Below are 26,496 nucleotides of genomic sequence, written 5' to 3' on the forward strand. Positions count from 1 at the left end.
GTGAATCGGTTCCGTACTGTCTGTACTGTCTGCGGCTTCGTCGCCTTGTCCTGATTTTTGTTAATCCACTATAACTTGATGTACAGGGAAGTCGTCTGAAAAACGTGTCTATGTTATCAAATCACTTCTTGGGTGCAAACGACCAATTCTTAACAGTATAGTTTTTCAGCGGGTCGCGGTCGGAGTAGCCTTGGATGTCGGGTTTCACCAGATTGATGCTGACTTGGTGATACAGCGGGATAAAGGCGTCGTCGCGTTGCAGCATCGCCTCGGCGCTGACGTAGCGGCGAGCGCGTTCTTCGGCGGAAATGCCCGCTTCGAGCGTGCTGTTCATCAGCTTGTCAAACTCGGGATTCTTGTAATGGAAGGCGTTGTTCGGATTGTTGGATTTGAAAATATTGAGCATGCCCGCAGGGTCGTTGTAGTCGGAACACCAACCCGCGAACGCCATGCTGAAATTGCCCTGCATGCGCTTGTCCAAGAAGGTTTTCCATTCTTCGTTCATCAACGTGGGGCGAACGAACGGCACGGTCGCCTTCCAAATGGATTGCAGCGCGGTGATTTGTTTTTTGGCGGCCTCGCTGGTGGTATAGACGATTTGGAACTCGAACGGTTTCTCTTCGCTATAACCCGCTTCGCGCAAGAGTTTTTCTGCTTCGGCAATACGCGCTTCGCGTTTCAGCGGCTTCCACGCAGGCGCAGACTCGCCGCCGCCCTGCATATTCGGCGGGGTAAGCTGGAACGCTTCCTTGTCGCCGCGTGCGGCAACCTTGGTAATGATGGCGCGGTCGGTCAGCAGGTTGAGCGCGCGGCGGACTTTGGGATTTTTAAATTCGGCGGATTCCAAGTTCGGCTCTAAAAACCAAGAACACAGCAAAGTCGCGCGCCGAACCTGACCGGGAAATTCTTTCTCGGCAATCTTAATCTGGTCGGAAGGGATGCCGTAGGTAACGTCCACTTCGTCGGCGCGGTAGCGGTCGTATTCTTTGCCGCTGGCGAGGAACACCGCCCGCGGGATGGATACTTTTTTGCTGTCGTAATAAGCGGGGTTTTTATCCATGGTGATGTGGCTGTTGACGTGCCATTCTTTGAGGATGTATGCGCCGCTGGAGACATAATTGCCCGGCTGCGTCCATTTTTCACCGAATTTCTCGACCGTGGCGCGGTGGACGGGATAGGTGAATTGCTGAATCAGCATGTCGGGGAAATACGGCACAGGCGCGGTGAGCGTGAATTGCAGCGTTTTCTCGTCCAAAGCCTTGACGCCCAAAGTATCCGGCTTCGCCTTGCCTTGCAGGATTTCCGCCGCCCCCTGTATTTTCGCATCTTCCAAATAGCTGCTGCTAGGCGCGGCGACTTCGGGATCGGCGAGGCGGCGGAAGCTGTAAACGAAATCTTCGGCGGTAATCGGGTCGCCGTTGCTCCATTTCGCATCGCGCAGGTGGAACGTCCAAACGCGCCCTTCGTCCGACGGCTCCCATTTCAACGCCAACGCGGGAATGGTTTTGCCTTCGGCATCCGTACTGACCAAGCCGTCCATCATCTGACGGATAATCGCGCCCGCCGCCATATCCGAGCTTTTTTGCGGGTCGAGCGTACTCGGTTCGACTGCGTTGCTGATGACGATTTTATTGTATTCGCTGCGTTTGAATTCGGGCGCGGGCTTGACTTCGCGATGACACGCCGACAGCGCAAGCACCACGGCAAGCGATAAAGCCGATACGGAATAAAGTTTGGTCGGCAGCACGTTGTTTCTCCTCTTTTCCTTATCTCCCCTCAGGTTTGAGTCTTGCAGAAATAAAAAAATTACATACGACTACAAAATAGGGAAATATTCTGAATTTAGGCGGATAAAAAGATTTATTCTCTATAAATATCTGAAATAATCCGCCTGTTCTTGGAATTGGTTTGCAAGATAACACAAAAAAACGCCATAAAAAACATTTTTGAAAATAAAAGTTACAAGCGATTACAAAAATATTGATTTTTTTGCACGCCTAAAATAGTATAAAACCCTGTCGAAACAAAAGTTCAGAAAAATCAAACAAAAGGAGAATAAAATGAAGAAGTTGCTGATGATTGCGGTTGCCGTCCCGCTTGCCGTTCCCGCTTTGGCATCCGACAATGAAGCCAAAATCGGCGGACGGATATTTACCTCCATCGAGCACGAACGCAACGGCAAAGGCCAATCCGCTACCGATATATCCGACAACAACAGCCGCATCTGGATTATGGGCAGTGAAAAACTCGACAAAGACCTCAAGCTCATCTACGGCGTCAATTCATTCGTCGCCTTCGACTACAACGGCTGGAGTACGGACGACTCCTATATCGGTTTGCGCGGCGATTTCGGTACCGTCCGCGCCGGCTGGCTCAGTACCCCCATGCACTACCTGACCGGCGAACAAGACGCGTTCAACGGCAACAACCACACCCAAACCATGGGGCGTATGACCCGTTTCGGCGGCCGTGAAATCGCCCTGAACTACGAATCCAAAACCTTCGACAACGGCTTCAACTACCGCGTCCAAATCGCGCCCGGTGCCAACAAATACAAAGACAGGAAACGCAACGGCGACTGGATGGCGGGCGTAGGCTTGCACTACAAACACCCGACCAACGGCTTCAACGCCCACTACGCCCTCGAATACGCCCGCAACGGTTCGCCTGACGATACGAAAGACAGACAGGTTCATTCCATGAAAGTCGGCTACGACAAAGACAACCTCTACCTCGCCGCCGGCATGATGTACGCCCGCAATGTCGCCGACAAATTCCACTGGGAAGACGAAACCAAAACCAATACCAACACCCGCGATTTCCAAGTGACCGCCGGCTACACCATGGGCAACATCACCCCGAAACTCGGCGTCGCCTACGGCCGCTCCGATACCGGCAAGAACTACAAACAGCTCGCGTTCAACACCGAATACAAATTCTCCAAACGCACGACTCTCTCGTTCAACTCAGGCGTAGTCAAAGAAAGCAAAGACCCCAAAACCGGCTGGGCGGCAGGCGTGTCATTGGAACACAGTCTGCAATAACGCGGGATTTGAAGCATAAAAGGTCGTCTGAAAACCTGAATATGGGTTTTTCAGACGACCTTTGTGTTTATCAAATACCTGTCAGACGCATTCTTGCAAACGATGCTTCCGATATTCAAACCCTCATGAAAAAACGTCGTCTGAAACTGATTTTCAGACGACGTTTGTCATTCATGTGTATGGCAGAGTTATTCCGCTTTCTCCAGTAAGGCGAAGCCTTCCGCTTTGTTTCTCGGGCGCGCGCCCTGCCAGATTTTCGTCCAGCCCGGCGGTGCGTCGGTGTTTTTAGGCTGCTGCACCAGACGGTAGCGGCAGGCAGCGTCGTCGATATGGGGTTTCAAGTTGCTGTATTGCGCCCAAGCGATACGGGCGCGGTGGTCTTCGTTGGCGATGCTGATACATTCTAGGTCGTCTGAAAGCCGTTGTTTCAGTTCGGGAGAGAGGGCGGCTTCCATTTGGAGGACGACGGGCGCGTGGCTTTTGGCGGCGTCGAGCCACGGCAGGAACAGGGTCATCAGCAATGCCCATGCCAGCGTAACGCCTGCCGCCCAGTTGGTCACTGCCTGTCTGCCGCGGATGTTTTTGCGGGTAATCGCCCACAGCCACAGCGGGGTAAACAACAGGGCGACCGCCATCGGTATCGGGTCGATGTCGGGCGTGTAATACGGGCTGAAATAGGCGGCGCGTTCGGCGAGTTTGGCAGGCCAGCCGTAGTTCATGGCGAAGAAGCCCGTCCACAGGAAGATGGCGAAAAGTCCGAACGCCATGACGCCGAACCAGTTGATAAACGCCGCCGCGCCGCGCCGCAGTCCGTCCAGTTGCGCCGCGCCGAGCAGGGCAAGCGGGGGCAGCAGCCAAACGAGGTTGTCTTGCAGGCGTTGCGGGCTGACGGCAAGAATGCTGAGGACGATGAGGAACCACGAAATGCACAATACGCTCCAGTTTTTTTCGCGTATGCGGGGGCGGCTTAACGTCCATGCGGCGAGCGGCCACGCGGGCAGCGTGAACCAGAGCAGGTTTTTCAGGTAATAGAACAGGCTGAAGGTCGTCTGAAAACCACCCAAACCACCGAATGCGCCGAGCGAATGATGTTGCAGCCAGAAGGAAAAGAGTTCGGGCTGTATTCTGGAGAAGATGAGCGGGTAAACCGTCAACAGCGGCAGTCCGATGGCAAACGCGCCGACCAGCGTCAGGTAATAACGTTTGACGCGCCATTGCGCATCGAGCAACAGGGCGGGTGCTAAAAACATCAGCGCGGCGGTCATCAGATAGCCCGATGAAAGCGACAGCAACGCCCAGCCGCCGCCCAGCAGCAGCGAGGCGGTAATGACGCGGCGTTGCGCCAATGAAAAGCCGCACAATATCATGCCCGATGCGGCAAAAGCGGCGGAAGCGGGGTTGAGGAAGTGTGCGACCGAGAGCAGTCCGATGCTGCCGATCAAGATGAGGACGACGCTGCGTCCGTGGTGTCTGCCCAAAAAGTTGAATCCGGCAAAACCGCAGGCGGTCAGTCCGATAATCGTGAAGAAAACGCCCGCAAAACGCGCGGCATCATAAGAATCCGCCGCCCAAGGCGACAATAGGTGTTTGAACGCCGCCGCCACCCACAAATAGACGGGCGGAATCTGAAAATCCGGCTGCCCTAACACATGGGCAACCAACGGCGTCGCACCTGCGTCTAAGGCTTCGACGGCGGTAAAGACAGCGGGTTCGGCGGGGTTCCACAAGTCGTGCGAAAACACGCCCGACCACAGCCAGGCAAATGCCATCAGCAGTAAGAGCCAGGGTTTTTCATGGGTTTTGGCAGGTTGGCGTGGGTCTGGCGGGGTGTAAGTGAGCATAGTTTTGAGGATGTGAACGTATTTTCGTGTAGTTTAGCAAAGATTCGGCGAGAGGTCGTCTGAAAGGAAGGATTTGGTTTTTTATAGTGGATTAACTTTAAATCAGGACAAGGCGACGAAGCCGCAGACAGTACAGATAGTACGGAACCGATTCACTTGGTGCTTCAGCACCTTAGAGAATCGTTCTCTTTGAGCTAAGGCGAGGCAACGCCGTACTGGTTTAAAGTTAATCCACTATACTGCATACAAACCACGTTTTCAGACGACCTTATATCGACGCTGCCGCTGACGCAAATCAAGCGCAGGCAAATCCCGCCTTTACCGATACGCCCCGTTCGCGGATAATTGAGAACATTCCCATTTCCGTTTCCAATTTTCACAAAGGATACATCATGGCATTTCTGAAACTGACCGAACAAAACGTGCAGGGCAAAACCGTCCTCATCCGCGCCGATATGAACGTGCCGTTCAAAGACGGCAAAATCAGCGACGACACCCGTATCCGCGCCTCGCTCGCGTCCATCAAATACTGCTTGGACAACGGCGCGTCCGTTATCGTGATGACCCACTTGGGCCGCCCGACCGAAGGCGAGTTCCATCCTGAAGACGATGTCGCGCCCGTTGCCGCGCACTTGGGCGGCCTGTTGGGCAAAGACGTGAAAGTATTGAACGACTGGCGTGAAAACAAACCCGCCCTGAACGCGGGCGATGTCGTCATGCTGCAAAACGTGCGCATCAACAAGGGCGAGAAGAAAAACGATTTGGAACTGGGCAAAGCCTATGCCGCCTTGTGCGACGTATTCGTCAACGACGCGTTCGGCACTGCCCACCGCGCCCAAGCCTCGACCGAAGCTGTCGCCCAAGCCGCGCCCGTTGCCTGCGCCGGCGTATTGATGGCGGGCGAACTCGACGCTTTGGGCAAAGCCCTGAAACAGCCCGCGCGCCCGATGGTGGCGATTGTCGCCGGCAGTAAAGTGTCCACCAAACTGACCATCCTCGAATCGCTGGCGGACAAAGTCGACCAACTCATCGTCGGCGGCGGCATCGCCAACACCTTCCTGTTGGCGGAAGGCAAAGCCATCGGCAAATCGCTGGCGGAACATGATTTGGTGGAAGAATCCAAAAAAATCATGGCGAAAATGGCGGCAAAAGGCGGCTCCGTACCGCTGCCGACCGATGTCGTCGTTGCCAAAACCTTTGCCGCCGATGCCGAAGCGGTCGTCAAAGACATTGCCGACGTTGCCGAAGACGATATGATTTTGGACATCGGTCCGAAATCCGCCGCCGCGCTTGCCGAGTTGCTCAAAGCCGCCGGCACGGTGGTGTGGAACGGTCCGGTCGGCGTGTTTGAGTTTGACCAGTTCGCAGGCGGCACGAAAGAATTGGCAAACGCCATCGCCCAAAGCAAAGCCTTCTCGATTGCTGGCGGCGGCGACACGCTGGCGGCGATTGCCAAATTCGGCGTTACCGACCAAATCGGCTACATCTCCACCGGCGGCGGCGCGTTCCTCGAATTCTTGGAAGGCAAAGAGCTGCCCGCCGTAGCCGCTTTGGAAAAACGCGGCGCGTAAGCGGTTTGACGTAAAGAAGAGGTCGTCTGAAAACCTGAATCGGGTTTTCAGACGACCTCTTTCTATGGTTGCCGCGTTTTGACGGCAAGGCTGGGTATGTTTTATTTCAACAGATTTTTTAACGCCAAGCGCACGCCTTCGCCGACTTCCGTGCCTTTGGGAATGCCCTTGATGGCGGCTTTTGCCTCGCGTTCGTTGTAACCCAGCGCAATCAGGGTGTTGACGATGTCGTCCGTTTCGTCGGCAGCAGGTGCGGCGGCAAAAAGCCCGTCGGCAGCGGCATGGGAAACCAGTTTGCCGCGCAGTTCCAAAACCATGCGTTCGGCGGTTTTTTTGCCGATGCCGGGCGCGGAGGAGAGGCGTTTGATGTCTTCGTCGGCAACCGCGCGGGCAAGCTCGTCGGCGGACATGGCGGAGAGTATGCCCAGCGCGGTTTTCGCGCCGATGCCGCTGACTTTGACCAACTGGCGGAACGTCGCCCGCTCGTCGGCAGTCGCAAAGCCGAACAATAAATGCGCGTCTTCACGGACAACAAGCTGGGTGTAAAGCTGCACGGTTTCGCCCAAAGCGGGTAGGTTGTAGAAGGTCTGCATGGATACGTCGGCTTCGTAGCCGACGCCGTTGACGTCGATGACGATTTGCGGCGGGTTTTTCTCGATGAGCTTGCCGGTCAGTCTGCTGATCATGTGAATTCCGAGTGGCGTTGGCGGGGTCGTCTGAAAACGCGGTTTTGTACGATGGCGGCGTTTCAGACGACCGTGATTGTCTGGTGGATTCGGTTTAAACCGGTACGGCGTTTCCGTATGGTTTGGCGTGCGTGTATCCGAAAGATAATAAAAAAGCTGAGTTTTTCAACTCAGCTTTTTAAATTTGGTGGGTCGTGAGCGATTCGAACGCTCGACCAACGGATTAAAAGTCCGCTGCTCTACCGACTGAGCTAACGACCCGATAAGCGGTGCATTATATGGATGCCGTTGGAAGGTGTCAACTTATTTTTACCGGTATTGTATAAATTTTTGTTTCCAATGGTTTTTATGTTTCATTGTCCAGCGTGCTCGCTGAAAAAAGCAATGCGCTTACAGCAGCCAGCCGCCGTCGAAACGGTTTAAAAATTCGCTAAATTGCTGTTGCGCCCTCTGGATGATGATTGCGTCCTGCGTTTCCAATACGGCTTCAAAACGCGCCATTTCTGCGGCGATGATGTGTCGGTTGTCGCCGAGAAATTCTTCGTACAGGCGTTTGGCTTTTTCCAACAAATAGATATTGTGCTGCTGGTCGCGCGGATGAATTTTCAAGGCGGCAAGTTTGCGCAGGGAGGCTTCGATTTCTTCAGGCGTCAGGTTTTGGCTGTTTTGACGGAAAACCTGATTCATGTGCAGATTCAGGTCGCGGTTGCTGATGTCGACTTCCAAAAGCCCGTTGACGTCGTAGCTGAAGCGGACGTCTATCGATACCTGACCTTTCGGCTTGGGCGGGACGTTGACCGACAGTTCGCCCAGTTTCAGGTTTTCTTTGGCCAACATGGATTCGCCCTGCAAAACATCGACCAAAATCACTTTCTGCCCGTCGTGGGAAGTGATGAAAGTTTCGACGCGCGAAACGGGAACGGGCATATTGCGTTCAATAATCGGGAAAAAACGTCCGGTAACGTATTGGCCGATGTCCATGCCGGCTTCCGTGCCGAGCGAGAAGGGCATAACGTCGGTAAGGACGACTTCTTCCACGCTTTCGTTACGCGCAATCAGCGCCGCCTGCACCGCCGCGCCACGTGCAATGGCTTCGTCGGGATTGACCGAAACAAGCGGGATGCGGCGGAACAATTGGGCAATGGAATGACGGATCATCGGCATCCGCGTCGCACCGCCGACCAAGATGATGCCGTCGATTTGCGAAGGGTGCAGCTTGGCATCGCGCAATGCGCGTTCCAGCGGTTGACGCAGGCGACCCATTAATGGCGTGGCGGCTTCTTGGAATTCCTCGCGGCTGATGACGGCAGAGTGAACCGTGTCGCCGTCATGGAAACGGATTTCGGTCTGCATGTCTTCGCCGAGTTTGCGCTTGGCAGTTTCCAATACCTGCCACAATTCGCTGTTTTGCGCCAGTTTGTCGCTTTCAGACGACGTCAGTGTCGTACATTTTTTCAGGAAGCACTGGCGCAAGACGTTGACGAAATCTTCGCCGCCCAAATGGTTGTCGCCCGCGCTGGCGGATACTTGGACGACGCCGTCGAAATAATCGAGTACGGATACGTCAAATGTCCCGCCACCCAAGTCGTAAATCAAAAAGCGCGTGTCGTCGGGTTTTTCCTGCAAACCGTAGGCAAGACCGGCGGCAGTCGGCTCGTTGAGCAAACGTAAGACGTTTAAACCTGCCATCTGCGCCGCGTTTTTCGTTGCCTGACGCTGGATGGCGTTGAAATAGGCGGGAACGGTCAGAACGACATCGCATACCGGTTCTCCCAAAAAGGCTTCCGCATCTTCTTTCAGGCTTTTTAAAATCAGCGCGGACAATTCTTCGGCGCGGAACGTGCGCTTGCCCAAATGGAAAGTTTTATCCGTTCCCATAAATCGCTTGAACGCCGAGGCGGTCAGCGTCGGGGCGGTGGAGAGGCGTTCGCGTGCGGCGATGCCGGTCAGGATGCTGCCGTCTTCGGCGACGCTGATGACCGACGGTGTCAGAAAATGGCCGTGTTGGTTGGGAATCAGGCGGGTTTCGCCGTTGTGGAACTGGGCAATCAGGCTGTTGGTCGTGCCTAAGTCGATACCGATTTGCAGGGTCATGAATGTCTCGTTTCGGAGGGGTTTGAATGTGTTTCAGACGACCTTTCACATCATCCGCATGGGGTCGTCTGAAAGAGGGAAGATTGCAAAATCATAACATTTCTTCCATTTGTATGGAAAATCCGGCGGCGTTTCGGACTGGCGGATGGCGCGCTTTGTTGCCGTTTGGGGAAGGAAAATGGTTGGAATGGTTTTTATCGTAAGATGGGTTGTGTATTTGCCGACGTTTCTAATCCGACATTGCTCTTGGCAATATAAATAAAAATAATAATTATTCTCTAATTTGGGAAAATATGTTAGGCTGATTTCTTTATTGTGTTAATGACTTAAGACGATGCCTGATATCAGCTCAACCAACCTCATCACCGCCTTCGGCATCGCCCTTGCCGCCGGATTGTTTACCGTATTGGGCAGCGGGTTGGTGATGTTTTCCAAAACGCCCAACCCGCGCGTATTGTCGTTCGGGTTGGCGTTTGCGGGCGGGGCGATGGTGTATGTGTCGCTGACGGAGATTTTCAACAAATCCAGCGAAGCCTTCGGGCAGGTTTACGACAAAGACAAAGCCTTCGCCGCCGCGACGCTGGCTTTTCTGGCAGGCATGGGGGCGATTGCGCTGATTGACCGCCTTGTGCCGAACCCGCATGAAACGCTCGACCCGCACGACCCCGCCTTTCAGGAAAACAAACGCCGCCACATCGCCCGCGTCGGCATGATGGCGGCGTTTGCGATTACCGCGCACAACTTCCCCGAAGGTTTGGCAACTTTTTTCGCCACGCTGGAAAATCCCGCCGTCGGAATGCCGCTGGCGCTCGCGATTGCGATACACAATATTCCCGAAGGCATTTCCATTGCCGCGCCCGTTTATTTCGCCACCCGCAACCGCAAAAAAACCGTCCTCGCCTGCCTCGCTTCAGGGCTTGCCGAACCTTTGGGCGCGGTTTTGGGCTACACCATGCTCAAGCCGTTTTTATCGCCTTTCGTGTTCGGCGCAGTGTTCGGCGTGATTGCGGGCGTGATGGTGTTTCTTGCGTTGGACGAATTGCTGCCCGCCGCCAAGCGTTATTCCGACGGACACGAAACCGTTTACGGGTTGACGTCCGGCATGGCGGTGATTGCGCTGAGTTTGGTGTTGTTTCATTTTTAAATCTGAACTAGACAGGCGCGGCAGAGTCAAAAGCAGTGTCGAGGTCGTCTGAAACTTTAAGCAGGGCGGGTTGGCTAAGGAATGCGGATAAATCGAAAAGATAAATAAAGGTAGTAAGTATAATATGCTAAAAATGTATATAAAATCGCATATTTCAGCTGTGAATTAGGGTTTTTGTAACATAAATTTACGAAATTTTATAGGTTTGTTATTCGATAAAAATAGAATCTATGTGAAATTAATATCATTATTCTGCTATACTTAAAAACACTTTCTTAATTTTGACTATCCGTTTGGAGAAAAAATGTCCGAAAATACACCTCTGCAATCCCTTCCTACTACCAACAAACGCATCATCGCCGCGGCTTTGGCGTTCTTTTTAGGTTGCTTCGGAGCGCATAAATTCTATTTGGGCTTAAACAAAGCCGGTATCATCTATTTGGCGATTGGCGTGGTGGGTATGTTTTTTGTCTATCCTGCTTTGATAGCTGTTGTCGGTTTATCTCTCTTCGACATCTTTAAATACCTGACATCTACGCCGGAAGAATTTGAACAAGTTTATGTTGTCGGTAAGAAAGAATGGTTTTAAGCATTGGCTGATTGATGCCTTTGAATATTGAGCGGAACGATAGTGCGAAGTTTTAAATATTCATTGCATCTTAAAAACCAAAAAAGGTCGTCTGAAAATTTTCAGACGACCTTTTGCTATTGCGGGGAATGAAACAGCTAACCTGAAAACGGCATCAGCCGCCCAGATACCAGAATTTCAACGCCCACAATACGGCAACTATCCACACCATAGGCGGCACGTCTTTGACGCGGTTGCATAAAAGTTTAATCACGGCATAGCTGATGAAGCCGAAAGCGATGCCGTCGGCAATCGAGTAGGTGAACGGCATGAACACGATGGTCAGGAAAGCGGGAGCGGCTTCGGTCATATCGTCCCAGTCGATTTCACGCGCGCTGCGCAGCATTTGCGCACCGACGTAGAGCAGTGCGGGCGCGGTGGCGAAACCGGGGATACTTTGAATCAGCGGCGAAAAAATCAGACACGCCAGCATCAATACGCCGACGGTTACGGCGGTCAGTCCCGTGCGGCCGCCTGCGGACACGCCCGCCGCGCTTTCGACATACGGCGTGGTTGAAGACGTACCCAGTGCGGCACCGGCGACGATGGCGGTCGAGTCGGCGAACAGGGCGCGTTTCAGACGAGGCAGTTTGCCGTCTTCCAGCAGGCCTGCGCGGTGGGAAACGCCGACCAGCGTGCCGGTGGAGTCAAACAAATCGACCAGAAAGAAGACGAAAATCACGCTGACCATGTTGAGGGTAAACAGACCATTGAAATCCATCTGCATGAAAGTCGGCGCCATGCTCGGAATTTCGCCGACCACGCCTTTAAAATCGCTCAAGCCCAGCAGGGTGGAAATGGCTGTGAGTGTCAGAATAGTCAAGATAATCGCACCTTTGACACGGAAATGCCCCAAAGCCACCACCATAGCGAAGCCTGCCAGCACCAAGAGCGCGACGGGTTGGTGGATGTCGCCCAGTTTCACCAAAGTCGCGTCGCTGGCAACGATAATGCCAGAACCTTTGAGTGCAATCAGCGACAGAAACAGCCCGATACCGGCGGCAATCGACATTTTCAAACCCATAGGCAGCGCGTTCACCAGCATTTCGCGCACTTTGAAAAAGCTGAATAAAATAAAAATAATGCCGGAAACGAAAACCGCGCCCAAAGCCACCTGCCAGGGTACGCCCATGCCTTTGACGACGGCGAAAGTAAAGTAGGCGTTCAAACCCATGCCCGGTGCGAGTGCAATCGGATAGTTGCCGACGAAGCCCATCACGAAGCAGCCGATGGCGGAAGCGATACAGGTGGCGACGAATACCGCGCCCATGTCCATGCCCGTTTCGCCGAGAATCAGCGGATTGACGATGATGATGTAACACATGGCGAGGAAGGTGGTCAGACCTGCCATCAGCTCCGTGCGCACATTTGTGCCATTTGCGCGTAAATTGAATATACGCTCCAGCACATTTTGATTTGAAGTAGTCATGATTTATGCTTTTCAAAAAAAAAGGAAATTTGCGGGCGGTATTATACTGAAAACGCCTTGCTGTCGGGTGAAAAATTGTCAACATTTTGCCGAAGGCAACACGCAGTTATTTCTGCCGTTTCTGCGCGTGAATAAGACGGAGCAGGGCGGGAGGTCGTCTGAAAATCGGAGCGTTGGGTTTTCAGACGACCTTTGCCCTTTGAATACAGTGGTAAACACGGAAAGGTCGTCCGAAACCATGTTCCGAATACATTGTCCGCACTGGCGCGCAAGCGTAAAATTTCCGTTTTCCCACAATGTGCCACACTCATGGAAACCGCCTTGCTCCTTGCCGGCAAAATCACCGAGCTGACCCTGATTGTCCTGATGGGCATGGCGTTGGTGAAGTTTAAGCTCCTGAATTCCGAACACAGCCGCACGCTCTCCGTCATCGCGCTCTACCTCATCAGTCCGTCGGTGATGATCCACGCCTTCCAAATCGAGAACACGCCCGATATCATTGACGGACTGAAGCTCTCGGTTGCCCTAGCAGTCGTGTTCCACATCCTACTGATCGCGCTGGGCAGGCTTTTCAAAACCGTGTTCAAGCTCGATACGCTCGAACACGCCGCCACGGTTTACACCAATTCCGGCAACCTCATCATCCCGCTGGTGATGTCCATTTTCGGACCGCAATGGGTGATTTACACCAGCGGCTTCATCATCGTCCAAATGTTCCTTTTCTGGACGCACCTGCGCCTGCTGCTTTGTGGGCGCGGCAATCTTGCGTGGAAAACCGTATTCACCAACATCAACATCCTGTCCATCTTTGCCGGCGTGTTCATGTTTGCCTTCCAAATCAAACTGCCGCACATCATCGACAACACGCTCGCCACCGTCGGCAGCATGATAGGCCCGGTCGCCATGCTCGTTGCCGGAATGCTGATTGCCTCGCTGCCGCTCAAAGAAATCGTCCTCTCCAAACGGATTTACCTCGTCGCCCTCCTGCGTCTGATACTTATCCCGCTGATTCTGCTGGTGTTTGTCAAAGTTTCAGGCATAGCCCACATTGGCGGACACAGCGATACCGTCGTCCTCATCAGCTTCCTCGCTACCGTCAGCCCCGCCGCGTCCACCGTTACCCAAATGGCGATGGTTTATGGTCAAAACGCCCGTAAAGCCAGTGCAATTTACGGTATCACCACGCTGCTGTGCGTCATCACCATGCCGCTGATGATTGCGTTGTATCAAGCGATGGTTTAAAAGGGTTGGGTTAAGAAAAAGGTCGTCTGAAAACCCAGATTTGAGTTTTCAGACGACCTTTTGTTGCTACAATCCGTTTTTTTATTATTGCCATTGTCATGAAAGCCAGCGTCTGCCTCTCACTATTGTTCCTGCTCGCCGCCTGCCAACCCGACTCCGCAGCCGTAGATACCGCCGCGCCGATCGCGCGCAAGCCTTCTTATTTTGAGTCTGACAAACGCCAAGCCGCCACGCCGGTTAAAACGCAAACGCCCGCGCTGTCCGCCATCCGCAACCGCGCCGATTTCGACCTGCTTTCGCGCGTTTACGAACAAGACAGCGAATACGAAATCCCGCACGTCCTCTTCCTTATCGACTGCGAAGACAACAACCGCACCGACTACATCAACACGCCGAAATACCGCCTGCACGAAACCTATCTCGCCGAGATTTTGAAGCCGATGCCGACGCGCAAAGAATTGTTGGAACAATACCGCAGCCCGAACTGCCGCTTCCTGTTCGGCACCATCAGCTGGCAGAACAGCACTCAAGAATACGTTTACGAATTTTGGGAAGGCGACAAAATCACACCCGAATTACTGAAATTGGCAGAAGGCCGTCTGAAAGACAGTTTCTTTGCCCCGCTGCGCTACAAAACCAATTCCCTGTGGCAGGAAACCGTTGCCGCGCAAAGCAAAGTCCCCTTCGTAACCCAAGAAAGCCTGATACAGAATTTCCCTTATCTGCCGTTGCACAGAGGGAAAGCGGTAGGCACATTGCGCGTCATCACTCAGGAAGACGACCTTTACGATGTCGGCGCGGACGACATCATCATCTTGAAAGAAGTGCCGCTGGTATTGCCGCCCGTAGCAGGCATCATCAGCGAAAAACCGTCCACCGCGCTTTCGCATGTGAACGTCTTGGCGCGCGGCTGGGGCATTCCCAACATCTACCTCAAAGACGCGGAAAAAATCCTCGCGCCCTATATCGGCCGCCGTATCGAATTGGCAGCCGACGCGAAACAATACCGGGTCGCCCAAATCAGCCGAAACACTGCCGCCAAAACATTTTCAGACGACCTCTCCCTGCCGCAGCCCGACACTTCCGATTACAGCCTGCGGCCGCTTGCCAACTTGCGCCGTGAAGACAGCCGTTACTGCGGCAGCAAAGCCGCCAACCTCGGCCATATCCGCGCCCATATCGCAGGCAGCAACGTCCCCGACGGATTCTGCATCCCCTTCGCCTATTACCGCGCCATGATGGACAAACTCGGCATCAACGCGGCAACACTGGCGCAAATCGAATCGCAAAGCGGCGGTGACAACCGCAAACGCCGCACCGCCTTGCTCGCATTGCAGAAAAAAATCACCGATGCCGAAATCCCGTCCGAATGGAAACGCACCTGGGCGGAACAATGGCGCAGCCAGTTAAACAGCAAAGGCGTGTTCGTCCGCAGCTCGTCCAATTCCGAAGACCTGCCGAATTTCAGCGGCGCAGGGCTGTACACCACCGTGCCGAACGTAACCGGCGAAAACGCATTGGCGGAAGCAGTGAAACAATCTTGGGCTTCCGTTTTCAATTACAGCGCGTACGAAGCCCGACGCATCGCCGGACTGCCGCACGACAGCGTGAAAATGAGCGTCTTCGTCCAGCAAAGCATCAATGCCGACCTCTCCGGCGTACTCGTTACCGTCAATCCCTACGATACCGCGCAGAAAAACACTTCCTACATCGCCGCCAAACGAGGGCTGGGCATTCGCGTGGTCGAAGGAAAACGGGTGGCGGAACAAGCCGTTTACAACCGCCGCAACGACTCAGTACAACGCCTCAGCTCCTCCAACGAAACCACCGCCCTGCAACTGGATGAAAACGGCGGCGTCAGGGAAGTACCGATCACCGGCGGCAACGTCATGAACCACGGCCAAATCCGCCGCCTCGACCAAGCCGGCCAGCAAATCAAAGAGCTTTTCGGCAACGGCGAACAAGACATAGAATGGGCTTTCGCAGGCGGAAAACTCGTCATCCTTCAGGCAAGGCCTTATTTAAACGGCGGACGGTAAAGTGGATTAACTTTAAACCAGTACGGCGTTGCCTCGCCTTAGCTCAAAGAGAACGATTCTCTAAGGTGCTGAAGCACCAAGTGAATCGGTTCCGTACTATCTGTACTGTCTGCGGCTTCGTCGCCTTGTCCTGATTTAAATTTAATCCACTATAAAATGGGAAAGGAAAGAGGTCGTCTGAAAACGCGGCTTCAATGAAGTTCAAAACCAAAATCAGCTTAACAAAGGAAACATCATGAGTTATCAGGATTTCATCAGCCAAACCGAAGCACAATACGGCATCTCCCTGCCCAACCTATACAAACGCCTCGCAGCCGACGGTATGTTGGACTGGGGAGAGGCTGGCAGAAACTGGTATAGCGACACCTTTCCCAAGTTACTCAAGCATCCGCCCCTACTGTTGGTCGGCTCAGCATTTGAACTGCCTCACACCGACGAATTGCAGGGAATCAACGAACAGCTATGCGACGACAGTGAATGGAGGAGTTTAAAACCCGAATACCGTGGCAAACTCATCGCCTTTGCCGAAGCGGGTAACGGCGATTACTACGCATTCGACTACCGCCAAAAAGGCGAACCATGTATCACACGCCTGTATCACGACGACGACTTCAGTGTAGTAGAAGCCGCAAACTTAGCAGACTTCATCTTCCGCAGGCTGCTCCAAGCCCAAGCGGACTATTTCCCCGAAGAAGATACCTCTCCCGAAGACTACCGCAGACAACTGTTTGCCCAATTGGAAAGCCACCGCCCCTACCTCTCCGCCGAACAATATGAATTCCTCCGACAAACCTATCAAAAAACCTATCAAAAAGACCGATGGGGCGGATTGTTCATGTTGAGTGACGAAGAAACCAGTGCCGCCGAACAACGGTTCATCTCATGCGAACGGCTGGACGAAGAATTCGAACCTTTCGACTACGACTAGCGGATATATTGGTTTCGGTTTAAATCAGGATAAAATACTAAAGAAAAAAGATGTAAGAAAACACCGCATTGTTTACATAACAGGTGTAGATTGAATTGGAAACCCAACTTTCACAAAGGTCGTCTGAAAGTTTTCAGACGACCTTTGCTTCGTATTCGTTACAATAGCTGTTTTAGTCCCTGCGTACCTGTTCCATGAAAACTCCGTTTCGTTTGTTTCCTACCACTGTTTTGCTTGCGCTGCTGCCTTTGGGCTTCTTGGCGGTGATGGTGGTTGCGCCATTGGTGGCAATGGCGGCTTATGACGGGTCGGCTTGGTCATTGGTATTGGCTGATGATTATATGCAGCATCGTTTGGTTTGGACGGTGGTTCAGGCGGCGGTCACTTGTGTGCTGGTTTTGCTGCTTGGGATTCCGGTGGGGTGGTCGTTGGCGAGGTTGTCGTTTCGCGGGCGTGAGATGATTTTGCGGCTTTTGATGCTGCCGTTTGTGATGCCGACTTTGGTGGTCGGGGTCGGCGTGTTGGCTTTGTTCGGGGCAAACGGTGTGTTGTGGGCGGGCTGGCAGGATACGCCGTATTTGTTGCTTTACGGTAATGTATTTTTCAACTTGCCTGTGTTGGTGCGCGCGGCGTATCAGGGATTTTTGCAGGTGCCGCAGGCTAGGCTGCAGTCGGCGCAGACACTAGGTGCGGGGGCTTGGCAGCGGTTTTGCTTTGTGGAATGGCCGGTGTTGCGCCCTTGGTTGGCGGGCGGGGCTTGTTTGGTATTTTTGTATTGTTTTTCGGGTTTCGGACTGGCTTTGTTGCTTGGTGGCAGCCGTTATACGACGGTTGAGGTGGAAATTTATCAGTTGGTGATGTATGAGCTGGATATGGCTCAGGCGTCGGTTTTGGTGTGGATGGTGTTGGGTGTGACGGCGCTGGCGGGGCTGCTGTATGCGTATTTGAGCCGGCAAACGGCTTCTGATAAGGCGGTTCGTGCTTTGCTGCCGCATCGTCCGCAATCTTTCGGCGAACGTGTTTTGCTGGTTTTTTCTTTAATGGTGTTGCTGCTGTGTTGCCTGCTGCCTTTGGCGGCGGTGGTTTTTCTGGCGGCGTCGGCAGGCGGGTCTTGGGGCGTGTTGTTGGAACGGGAAACCTTGGCGGCGGGATGGAATACGCTGCGGTTTTCGGGGATGGCGGTTTTGACGGCGGTTGTGTTGGGGGTGATGTATGCGGCGGTTGCGCGACGGGTGGCGTGGGTACGCGGTTTGGTGTTTTTGCCGTTTATGGTTTCGCCTGTCTGCATTGCCGCCGGTATATTGCTGCTTTATCCGCAATGGACGGCATCGCTGCCTTTGTTGGTCGCTACTTATGCGCTGCTGGCGTATCCGTTTGTGGCAAAAGATGTGCTGGCGGCTTGGGACGATTTGCCTGAAGATTATGTGTCGGCTGCGCGCGGTATGGGGGCAAATGCTTTTCAGACGACCTTGTATGTGACCGCTCCATTATTGAGACCCGCCTTGCGACGCGGTTTGACTTTGGCTGCGGCAACCTGTATCGGAGAGTTTGCCGCCACGCTGTTTTTGTCGCGCCCTGAGTGGCAGACGCTGACCACTTTGATTTATTCGTATCTGGGTAGGGCAGGGGCAGACAATTATGCGCGGGCAATGGTGTTGACGACGGTTTTGATGCTGCTGTCGCTGATGGTGTTTTTACTGTTGGACGAACGTGAAAAAACTTGATGTCCGCTTTTGAAATGTAGCATGATGTTTATAGAGGTCGTCTGAAAACATTTCAGACGACCTCAAATCCATTTAGATTGTCAGCAATTCCATTCAAAAATATAGTGGATTAACTTTAAACCAGTACGGCGTTGCCTCGCCTTAGCTCAAAGAGAACGATTCTCTAAGGTGCTGAAGCACCAAGTGAATCGGTTCCGTACTATCTGTACTGTCTGCGGCTTCGTCGCCTTGTCCTAATTTAAATTTAATCCACTATAAAAAGATACGTGGCGAAACCATGCCCCGACATTTTTATTTTCATTCGCTATCCTTTACAATACCTTCCTTTATCTTTCATTCCAGCTTCCTTATGAACGAACACGTTTCCGTCCCATCCCCCGTCGGCGAAGACTACCTGCTGTTAGGTCAGTACGCCGAACGCGCCTATCTCGAATACGCCATGAGCGTGGTCAAAGGCCGCGCGCTGCCTGAAGTTTCAGACGGCCAGAAGCCCGTGCAACGGCGCATTTTGTTTGCCATGCGCGATATGGGTTTGACGGCGGGGGCGAAGCCGGTGAAATCGGCACGCGTGGTCGGCGAGATTTTGGGTAAATACCACCCGCACGGCGACAGTTCCGCCTATGAAGCGATGGTGCGGATGGCGCAGGATTTTACCTTGCGCTATCCCTTAATCGACGGCATCGGCAACTTCGGTTCGCGCGACGGCGACGGGGCGGCGGCGATGCGTTACACCGAAGCGCGGCTGACGCCGATTGCGGAATTGCTGTTGTCCGAAATCAATCAGGGGACGGTGGATTTCGTGCCGAACTACGACGGCGCGTTTGACGAACCGCTGCACCTGCCCGCCCGCCTGCCTATGGTGTTGCTCAACGGTGCGTCAGGCATCGCGGTAGGCATGGCGACTGAAATTCCGTCGCACAATTTGAACGAAGTCACGCAGGCGGCGATTGCGCTGTTGAAGAAGCCGACGCTGGAAACCGCTGACCTGATGCAATATATTCCCGCTCCCGACTTTGCCGGCGGCGGTCAAATCATCACGCCGGCGGACGAATTGCGCCGGATTTACGAAACCGGCAAGGGCAGCGTGCGCGTGCGTGCGCGTTACGAAATCGAGAAGCTGGCGCGCGGGCAATGGCGCGTGATTGTGACCGAGCTGCCGCCGAACGCCAATTCTGCCAAAATCCTTGCCGAAATCGAAGAGCAGACCAACCCGAAACCGAAAGCGGGTAAAAAGCAGCTCAACCAAGACCAGCTCAACACCAAAAAGCTGATGCTGGATTTAATCGACCGCGTGCGCGACGAGTCCGATGGCGAACATCCCGTGCGCCTTGTGTTTGAACCGAAATCCAGCCGCATCGATACTGATACCTTCATCAACACGCTGATGGCACAGACTTCGCTGGAAGGCAATGTGTCCATGAACTTGGTGATGATGGGGCTGGACAACCGCCCCGCGCAGAAAAACCTGAAAACGATTTTGCAGGAATGGTTGGATTTCCGCGTCGTGACCGTAACACGTCGTCTGAAATTCCGTTTGAACCAAGTGGAAAAACGGCTGCACATCCTCGAAGGTCGTCTGAAAGTCTTTCTGCATATCGACGAAGTGATTAAAGTTATCCGCGAGTCAGACGATCCGAAAACTGATTTGAGGGCGGCGTTCGGGCTGACCGAAATTCAAGCCGAAGACATTTTGGAAATCCGCCTGCGCCAGTTGGCGCGTTTGGAAGGGTTCAAACTCGAAAAAGAATTGAACGAATTGCGCGAAGAACAAGGTCGTCTGAATATTCTTTTGGGCGACGAAAACGAAAAACGCAAGCTGATTATCAAAGAGATGCAGGCGGACATGAAGCAGTTCGGCGACGCGCGCCGCACGCTGGTGGAAGAAGCCGGACGCGCAGTGCTGACACAAACCACCACCAATGAACCCATTACGCTGATTCTGTCGGAAAAAGGCTGGATACGCAGCCGTGCCGGGCACAACCTTGATTTGAGCCAAACCGCATTCAAAGAAGGCGACCGCCTCAAACAAACCCTTGAAGGCCGCACCGTTTTACCCGTTGTCATCCTCGATTCATTGGGCAGAACCTACACGCTTGATGCCGCCGAAATCCCCGGCGGACGCGGCGATGGCGTGCCGGTTTCATCGTTAATCGAGCTGCAAAACGGCGCGAAACCCGTCGCTATGCTCACCGGACAGCCCGAACAGCATTACCTACTCTCAGGCAGCGGCGGCTACGGCTTCATCACCAAGCTGGGCGACATGGTCGGACGCGTGAAAGCGGGCAAAGTGGTGATGACCGTGGACAGCGGCGAAACCGTCCTGCCGCCGATTGCGGTTTATGCCTCTTCTCTCATCAATCCCGACTGCAAAATCGTACTGGCCAGCAGCGACCACCGCCTTTTGGCGTTTTCCATCGGCGAACTTAAAGTCATGCCCAAAGGGCGCGGTTTGCAGTTGATGTCGCTGACCGACGGCGCGTCTTTGGAACACGTCCTTGTTACCACGTCTGCGGAATTCATCGTCGAAACCGTCGGCAAGCGCGGTGCGGTGCATCAGGAAAAATTGCGTATTTGCGACATCGACGGCAAACGCGGCAAAAAAGGGAAGGTTTTGGACATCTCAGGTCGTCTGAAAACTTTGTCCGCTGCCTCCGCATAAACAACAAAAGGCGCGGTAACACATTGAAAACCTAGAAAACACGGTCGTTTTATGTTATGCTGACAAAATTAAAAAAATATTTACGACCGTCTGCGGAAATATCGCAGAACGATTTCAAAACAGGTACTAATAATGATAAAAATAAACAAAAAGGGTTGCGGATATGAGTAAATCCGGCTTTCAGGAACTGGGAAACCTGAGCGAGCGGATACCCGGTTTAATCAATATCGCCCGTATTGCCATCGTGCTGCCGCTGTTGGTCATGCATGCTTTCGGCGTTTACAGCAGTGGTGCCCATGTCGGCATGTCATTCCCGCCCGTCGAATTTTACAGTTGGGCAGCGCTGTATTCCTTCCTCATCTTGTTATCCGTCGCCCGTCCGGACTGGCAATGGCAGACTTTGGATTTGCCCAATGCCAGCGCAGTCGTCGATATTTCGATGATGATGATACTGGTGTATATCGCCGGCGGAGTCGATTCGGGCTTCGGCATCCTTGTCCTTCCTTTCGTCGCGACGTCCTGCCTCCTCAGCTACGGGCATTACCCCATGCTGTACGCAGGTTATGCGTCCATGCTGTTTTTCTTCAATCTACTGCTCGACGGCAGCATCCGCCTGCATCCGTTTGATTGGGATACGCAGCCCCTGATTACTACGGTCCTGCTCTGTGGCGCGTGTTATCTTGTTGCCATGCTGACTTCGTTTGCCGCCCGCTATTTGGAGCAGGCGACCGAATCCGCCAGCCGCCATCAGCTTGCCTACCGCCGCATCAGCGGGTTGAACCGCCTCGTTCTCAACCGCGTGCAGGAAGCCGTTATCGTCATCGACAGCACCCAGCGCGTCTGGCTTTTCAACAAACAGGCAAAAACCTATTTCCCCGGTTTGGTGGTTGACCAGCAGGAAGTCGTGTTCGGCGAATTGGTTACACGTTGGCAATATCACCCCGACAAACCGTTTGAAACCGATATCCACATCTTCCAACACGCCATGCACGTCCGCGCCGTCCCGCTGATTCAGGAACAGACGGAACTGCTCATGCTGTATGTCCGTTCGCTGCGTGAAGTCGCGGCAGAGGCCATGTCCACCAAGCTCACCTCGCTCGGACAGCTTACCGCGAACCTCGCCCACGAAATCCGCAATCCGATGTCCGCCATCCGCCACGCCAGCGATTTGCTGCAAGAAAGTGATGACGATGCCGAACCCGATCCCGTTAAAGCCAAGCTTTGCGGCATCATCGACAGCAACATCCAGCGCATCGATAAAATGTTGGAAGACATCTCACTGCTCAACAAACGCGATAACATCAGCCGCGAGCCGATTAACCTGATGAAATTCTGGCTCGACTTCAAACAAGAGTTCACGCTCAACAATTCCGAAGCCATCGGCTGCCTGCGCATGAACATGGACGGCAACAACCTTACCGTCCTCGCTGATGTGATGCACATCCAACAAATCATGTGGAACCTCTGCAATAACGCTTGGCGACACAGCCGTCAGGACGAGAATGCGATTACCGTCCTGATCCGTCCCAGCGGCAGAATGCACATTTCCATCGTCGTTGCCGATAACGGCAAAGGCATTTCGCCCGAAGTCCGCAACCATCTCTTTGAGCCGTTCTACACCACTGAAAAACAGGGTACGGGATTGGGATTGTACGTTGCCCGCGAACTGGCGCACGCCAATATGGGTCAACTCCATTACCACCCCGAAATGAACGGATTTGAACTGATTTTACCGAGAGAACACAATGAGTAAGCTGCAAGACCCAGTATTGGTCGTCGACGACGAGGCCGACATCCGTGACTTGATGGAAATGACGCTGATGAAGATGGGGCTGCGCGTGCAGACCGCCGTCGGCGTAGAAGATGCCAAAGACAAGCTCGACAACAACGATTACTCCCTCGTCTTGACCGATATGCGGATGCCCGACGGCTCCGGTCTCGAAGTCGTCCAATACATAGACGAACTCATGCTCGACACCCCTGTCGCGGTCATTACCGCCTTCGGTAATGCCGACCAGGCGGTCGAAGCGCTGAATGCGGGCGCGTTCGACTACCTGCAAAAACCGATTACCCTTTCCCAACTGCGCTCGCTGGTTAAATCCGCCGTTTCCGTTTCCAACAGTACGGACGAGATTGCCCAGCCGCCGATAGAAAAACCGTCTGCACCCGTCGCCGCCGCATTCAACAAACCGAAAACTCCGCCCAAACCGCCCAAGCGCGATTTGAGCGGCTCCGTTACCGTTCCTGAAGGCCTGCGTTCGATGAAAGAACGCTTTGCCACCGGCGAAATCGCCATGCGTTCGAACGAAGACGTGCCGGAATTGGGCGGCGAAGAAGATATGCCGCGGCTACTCGGCAGTTCGCCCCAAATGGTCGAAGTCCGCCACCTGATCCGCCGCCTCGCCCGCAGCGGCGTGCCCGTTTATATTTCCGGCGAATCGGGTACCGGTAAAGAACAGGCTGCGCGTACCATCCACGAATTGTCCGATCGTGCTGACAAGCCCTTTATCGCCGTCAACTGCGGCGCGATTCCTGAAAATCTGATGGAAAGCGAATTCTTCGGCTACAAAAAAGGCAGCTTTACCGGCGCCGACCAAGACCGTCTCGGCTTTTTCCAACACGCCGACGGCGGTACGCTGTTCCTCGACGAAGTTGCCGACTTGCCGCTAGCCATGCAAGTCAAACTCCTGCGCGCCATCCAAGAAAAAGCTGTACGCCGCATCGGTGATGCCCGCGAAACTTTCGTCGATGTCCGCATCATCTGCGCTACCCACAAAAACCTCGAAGCCCTTGTTGACAGCGGCGCATTCCGTCAAGACTTATATTACCGCCTCAACGTCGTTACCCTGCACATGCCGCCCCTGCGCGAAATGCGTGAGGACTTGGGCGCGCTGATTCTGTACCTACTCTACAAACACCGCCACGGTACGCAAACCTACAAACTCAGCCCCAAAGCGCAAGAAGCCCTGCTGCATTACAGCTATCCCGGCAACTTCCGCGAACTCGAAAACATCCTCGAACGCGCCGTCGCTCTGACTGTCGGACAAGTTATCCAACTGGATGATTTGCAAATCCAAAATACGCCGACACCGAAAAACGACCATCCAAACCTTGATCTCGACGACATCGCCGATTCCGAAACACGAAAAGGCGAAACTTTGGATCACCAGCCGCTTCCGCCGTTTGACCCGCGCACCATGCAGATTCAAGATTACCTTGACCAAATCGAGCGCGGCATTATCGAACAAGCGTTGCAGCAAACCCGTTACAACCGCACTCAGGCAGCCAAGCTTTTGGGCATCAGCTTCCGCTCCATGCGCTACCGTATGGAACGTTTGGACATCAATTAAGCTTGCACTTTATATTGTCTGCACGGTTAGGAAGCAAGCCCCGAATATGTGCTTCAAATCTCAAACCGCGTATCTGCCATTCAGTCGGATACGCGGTTTTTGGCGTTCGAGAGGTCGTCTGAAAATTTTCAGACGACCTCTCTGTTTTAGGAGATTTGTGGATAAATACGGTTGAATATAGTGGATTAACTTTAAATCAGGACAAGGCGGCGAAGCCGCAGACAGTACAGATAGTACGGAACCGATTCACTTGGTGCTTCAGCACCTTAGAGAATCGTTCTCTTTGAGCTAAGGCGAGGCAACGCCGTACTGGTTTAAAGTTAATTCACTATAAAATGGTGGCGACAATCACACTTGTAATATTGTGTTGTAAAGCCGTCAGTCCGACGCTTTGCCTACCGCCGTCCATATCCGAGCAAACTATCAAAAAAACGCCGAAATCTTTATAATTCGGCACATATCCTATTTTTCAGACGACCTATCTCCGATAGCGTATCCTTTTGTGGATTAACTGTGGATAAGTTTGTCCTGACCCCTTTCCAGGAATACCTTATGATCCGTTTCGAACAAGTTTCCAAAACCTATCCCGGCGGTTTTGAAGCCCTGAAAAACGTCAGCTTCCAAATCAAAAAAGGCGAAATGATATTTATCGCCGGCCATTCCGGCTCCGGCAAGTCCACCATCCTCAAGCTGATTTCCGGTATTACCAAGCCCAGCAAAGGCAAAGTGTGGTTCAACAACCAAGACTTGGGCGAATTGAGCGACAACCAAATCGGCTTCATGCGCCAACATATCGGCATCGTGTTCCAGGACCACAAAATCCTCTATGACCGCAACGTCCTGCAAAACGTCATCCTGCCGCTGCGGATTATCGGTTATCAGCCGCGCAAAGCCGAAGAGCGCGCCCGCATCGCTATTGAAAAAGTCGGCTTGAAAGGACGCGAATTGGACGATCCCGTAACCCTGTCGGGCGGCGAACAGCAACGATTGTGTATCGCCCGTGCCGTCGTCCACCAACCGAGCCTCCTGATTGCCGACGAACCCTCCGCCAACCTCGACCGCGCCTACGCGCTCGACATCATGGAATTGTTCAAAACCTTCCACGAAGCAGGAACCACCGTCATCGTCGCCGCCCATGACGAAACCCTCATGGCAGACTACGGCCACCGCATCCTGCGCCTCTCGAAAGGACGACTCGCATGAGCATCATCCACTACGTCTCGCTGCACGTCGAATCCGCGCGTACTGCGCTCAAACAACTCCTGCGCCAACCCGTCGGCACGCTGCTCACTCTCCTGATGCTCGCCGTCGCCATGACCCTGCCGCTTTTCATGTATTTGGCCATCCAAAGCGGACAAAGCGTTTTAGGCAAGCTCAACGAGTCACCGCAAATCACGCTCTATATGGAAACCGATGCTTCCAAAGCCGACAGCGATACCGTCCGCAACCTGTTGGAACGCGATGCCCGCCTCAACAAAATCCGTTTCATCAGCAAGCAGGAAGGCTTGGAAGAGCTGCAATCCAACCTCGACCAAAACCTCGTTTCCATGCTCGACGGCAATCCCTTGCCCGACGCCTTTATCGTAACGCCCGACCCCGCTACGCCGCCCGCACAAATGCAGGCGATTTATCAGGATATGGTCAAGCTGCCCATGGTCGAATCCGCCACCATGGACACCGAATGGGTGCAAACGCTGTATCAAATCAACGAGTTCATCCGCAAAATTTTATGGTTTCTTTCACTGACGCTGGGTATGGCGTTCGTCCTGGTCGCGCACAACACCATCCGTCTGCAAATCCTAAGCCGCAAAGAAGAAATCGAAATCACCAAGCTGCTCGGCGCGCCCGCATCGTTCATCCGCCGCCCCTTCCTTTATCAAGCCATGTGGCAGAGTATCTTCTCCGCCGCCGTCAGCTTGGGACTGTGCGGCTGGCTGCTTTCCGCCGTGCGCCCGTTGGTCGATGCCATCTTCAAACCCTACGGACTCAATATCGGCTGGCGTTTCTTCCATTTCAGCGAAGTTTCGCTGGTGTTCGGCTTCGTCATCGCCTTGGGCGTCTTCGGCGCATGGCTTGCCACCACGCAACATCTGTTGGGCTTTAGAGCCAAGAAATAA

General features: G+C 53.6%; 18 protein-coding genes and 1 tRNA gene. 13 read left to right on the forward strand and 6 right to left on the reverse strand.

The window, feature by feature from the left end; all coding sequences use genetic code 11:
• Positions 1 to 121: 121 nt before the first annotated feature.
• Positions 122 to 1,747: a peptide ABC transporter substrate-binding protein gene (locus DBZ16_RS12950; RefSeq protein WP_009312660.1), complete on the reverse strand. Its 1,626-nt coding sequence runs from the start codon at positions 1,745 to 1,747 to the stop codon at positions 122 to 124.
• 313 nt (positions 1,748 to 2,060) lie between these two features.
• On the opposite strand from DBZ16_RS12950, the gene DBZ16_RS12955 reads away from it, so the two are divergent.
• A complete protein-coding gene (locus DBZ16_RS12955) occupies positions 2,061 to 3,044 on the forward strand; it encodes a porin (RefSeq protein WP_003779990.1) in 984 nt (327 codons plus the stop codon).
• Between the two features lie 188 nt (positions 3,045 to 3,232).
• Here DBZ16_RS12955 and DBZ16_RS12960 read toward each other — a convergent pair whose 3' ends face one another.
• On the reverse strand, positions 3,233 to 4,885 hold the full coding sequence (locus DBZ16_RS12960) for an ArnT family glycosyltransferase (protein ID WP_107814288.1): 1,653 nt from the start codon (positions 4,883 to 4,885) through the stop codon (positions 3,233 to 3,235).
• 392 nt (positions 4,886 to 5,277) lie between these two features.
• On the opposite strand from DBZ16_RS12960, the gene DBZ16_RS12965 reads away from it, so the two are divergent.
• Positions 5,278 to 6,456, forward strand: coding sequence for a phosphoglycerate kinase (locus tag DBZ16_RS12965; RefSeq protein WP_070498560.1), 1,179 nt, complete (start codon positions 5,278 to 5,280; stop codon positions 6,454 to 6,456).
• Between the two features lie 101 nt (positions 6,457 to 6,557).
• Here the strand turns inward: DBZ16_RS12965 and ruvA are convergent, their stop codons facing one another.
• The 3 genes from ruvA to DBZ16_RS12985 all read right to left on the reverse strand — a co-directional run bounded on the left by ruvA (position 6,558) and on the right by DBZ16_RS12985 (position 9,236).
• Positions 6,558 to 7,142: a Holliday junction branch migration protein RuvA gene (ruvA, locus tag DBZ16_RS12970; protein ID WP_003758809.1), complete on the reverse strand. Its 585-nt coding sequence runs from the start codon at positions 7,140 to 7,142 to the stop codon at positions 6,558 to 6,560.
• Positions 7,143 to 7,327: 185 nt separating this feature from the next.
• Positions 7,328 to 7,403, reverse strand: a tRNA-Lys gene (locus tag DBZ16_RS12980).
• 129 nt (positions 7,404 to 7,532) lie between these two features.
• Complete coding sequence (locus DBZ16_RS12985; protein WP_107814290.1) at positions 7,533 to 9,236, reverse strand: molecular chaperone HscC; 1,704 nt, start codon at positions 9,234 to 9,236, stop codon at positions 7,533 to 7,535.
• A gap of 334 nt (positions 9,237 to 9,570) precedes the next feature.
• Here DBZ16_RS12985 and zupT point away from each other — a divergent pair, with 334 nt between their 5' ends.
• Positions 9,571 to 10,380 carry a zinc transporter ZupT gene (gene zupT, locus DBZ16_RS12995; protein ID WP_003779999.1) on the forward strand — a complete coding sequence of 270 codons (810 nt, stop codon included), beginning with the start codon at positions 9,571 to 9,573 and terminating at the stop codon, positions 10,378 to 10,380.
• Positions 10,381 to 10,684: 304 nt separating this feature from the next.
• Complete coding sequence (locus DBZ16_RS13000; RefSeq protein ID WP_070498571.1) at positions 10,685 to 10,969, forward strand: TM2 domain-containing protein; 285 nt, start codon at positions 10,685 to 10,687, stop codon at positions 10,967 to 10,969.
• Positions 10,970 to 11,123: 154 nt separating this feature from the next.
• On the opposite strand, the gene DBZ16_RS13005 is transcribed toward DBZ16_RS13000, so the two are convergent.
• Positions 11,124 to 12,437: an NCS2 family permease gene (locus DBZ16_RS13005; RefSeq protein WP_107814292.1), complete on the reverse strand. Its 1,314-nt coding sequence runs from the start codon at positions 12,435 to 12,437 to the stop codon at positions 11,124 to 11,126.
• A gap of 309 nt (positions 12,438 to 12,746) precedes the next feature.
• Here DBZ16_RS13005 and DBZ16_RS13015 point away from each other — a divergent pair, with 309 nt between their 5' ends.
• The 9 genes from DBZ16_RS13015 to ftsX all read left to right on the forward strand — a co-directional run bounded on the left by DBZ16_RS13015 (position 12,747) and on the right by ftsX (position 26,496).
• Positions 12,747 to 13,679: an AEC family transporter gene (locus DBZ16_RS13015; RefSeq protein WP_107814293.1), complete on the forward strand. Its 933-nt coding sequence runs from the start codon at positions 12,747 to 12,749 to the stop codon at positions 13,677 to 13,679.
• Between the two features lie 98 nt (positions 13,680 to 13,777).
• The gene (locus DBZ16_RS13020; RefSeq protein WP_107814294.1) at positions 13,778 to 15,718 is read left to right on the forward strand and encodes a PEP/pyruvate-binding domain-containing protein; all 1,941 of its coding nucleotides are present in this window, start codon (positions 13,778 to 13,780) and stop codon (positions 15,716 to 15,718) included.
• A gap of 235 nt (positions 15,719 to 15,953) precedes the next feature.
• On the forward strand, positions 15,954 to 16,646 hold the full coding sequence (locus DBZ16_RS13030; protein WP_107814295.1) for an SMI1/KNR4 family protein: 693 nt from the start codon (positions 15,954 to 15,956) through the stop codon (positions 16,644 to 16,646).
• Positions 16,647 to 16,840: 194 nt separating this feature from the next.
• On the forward strand, positions 16,841 to 18,370 hold the full coding sequence (locus DBZ16_RS13035) for an ABC transporter permease (protein WP_107814296.1): 1,530 nt from the start codon (positions 16,841 to 16,843) through the stop codon (positions 18,368 to 18,370).
• 349 nt (positions 18,371 to 18,719) lie between these two features.
• A complete protein-coding gene (gene parC, locus DBZ16_RS13045) occupies positions 18,720 to 21,029 on the forward strand; it encodes a DNA topoisomerase IV subunit A (RefSeq protein ID WP_107814297.1) in 2,310 nt (769 codons plus the stop codon).
• 163 nt (positions 21,030 to 21,192) lie between these two features.
• Positions 21,193 to 22,782 (forward strand): sensor histidine kinase, encoded by a 1,590-nt coding sequence (locus DBZ16_RS13050; RefSeq protein ID WP_107814298.1) that lies wholly within the window; start codon positions 21,193 to 21,195, stop codon positions 22,780 to 22,782.
• Complete coding sequence (locus DBZ16_RS13055) at positions 22,775 to 24,379, forward strand: sigma-54-dependent transcriptional regulator (protein ID WP_107814299.1); 1,605 nt, start codon at positions 22,775 to 22,777, stop codon at positions 24,377 to 24,379. Before DBZ16_RS13050 ends, DBZ16_RS13055 begins: the two co-directional genes overlap by 8 nt.
• Positions 24,380 to 24,931: 552 nt before the next feature.
• On the forward strand, positions 24,932 to 25,582 hold the full coding sequence (gene ftsE, locus DBZ16_RS13065; protein ID WP_003765335.1) for a cell division ATP-binding protein FtsE: 651 nt from the start codon (positions 24,932 to 24,934) through the stop codon (positions 25,580 to 25,582).
• Positions 25,579 to 26,496: a permease-like cell division protein FtsX gene (gene ftsX, locus DBZ16_RS13070; RefSeq protein WP_003758748.1), complete on the forward strand. Its 918-nt coding sequence runs from the start codon at positions 25,579 to 25,581 to the stop codon at positions 26,494 to 26,496. The genes ftsE and ftsX overlap by 4 nt, the downstream gene beginning before the upstream one ends.

Origin of the sequence: Neisseria sicca, from assembly GCF_003044565.1 — a bacterium.
GTDB lineage: Bacteria > Pseudomonadota > Gammaproteobacteria > Burkholderiales > Neisseriaceae > Neisseria > Neisseria sicca_A.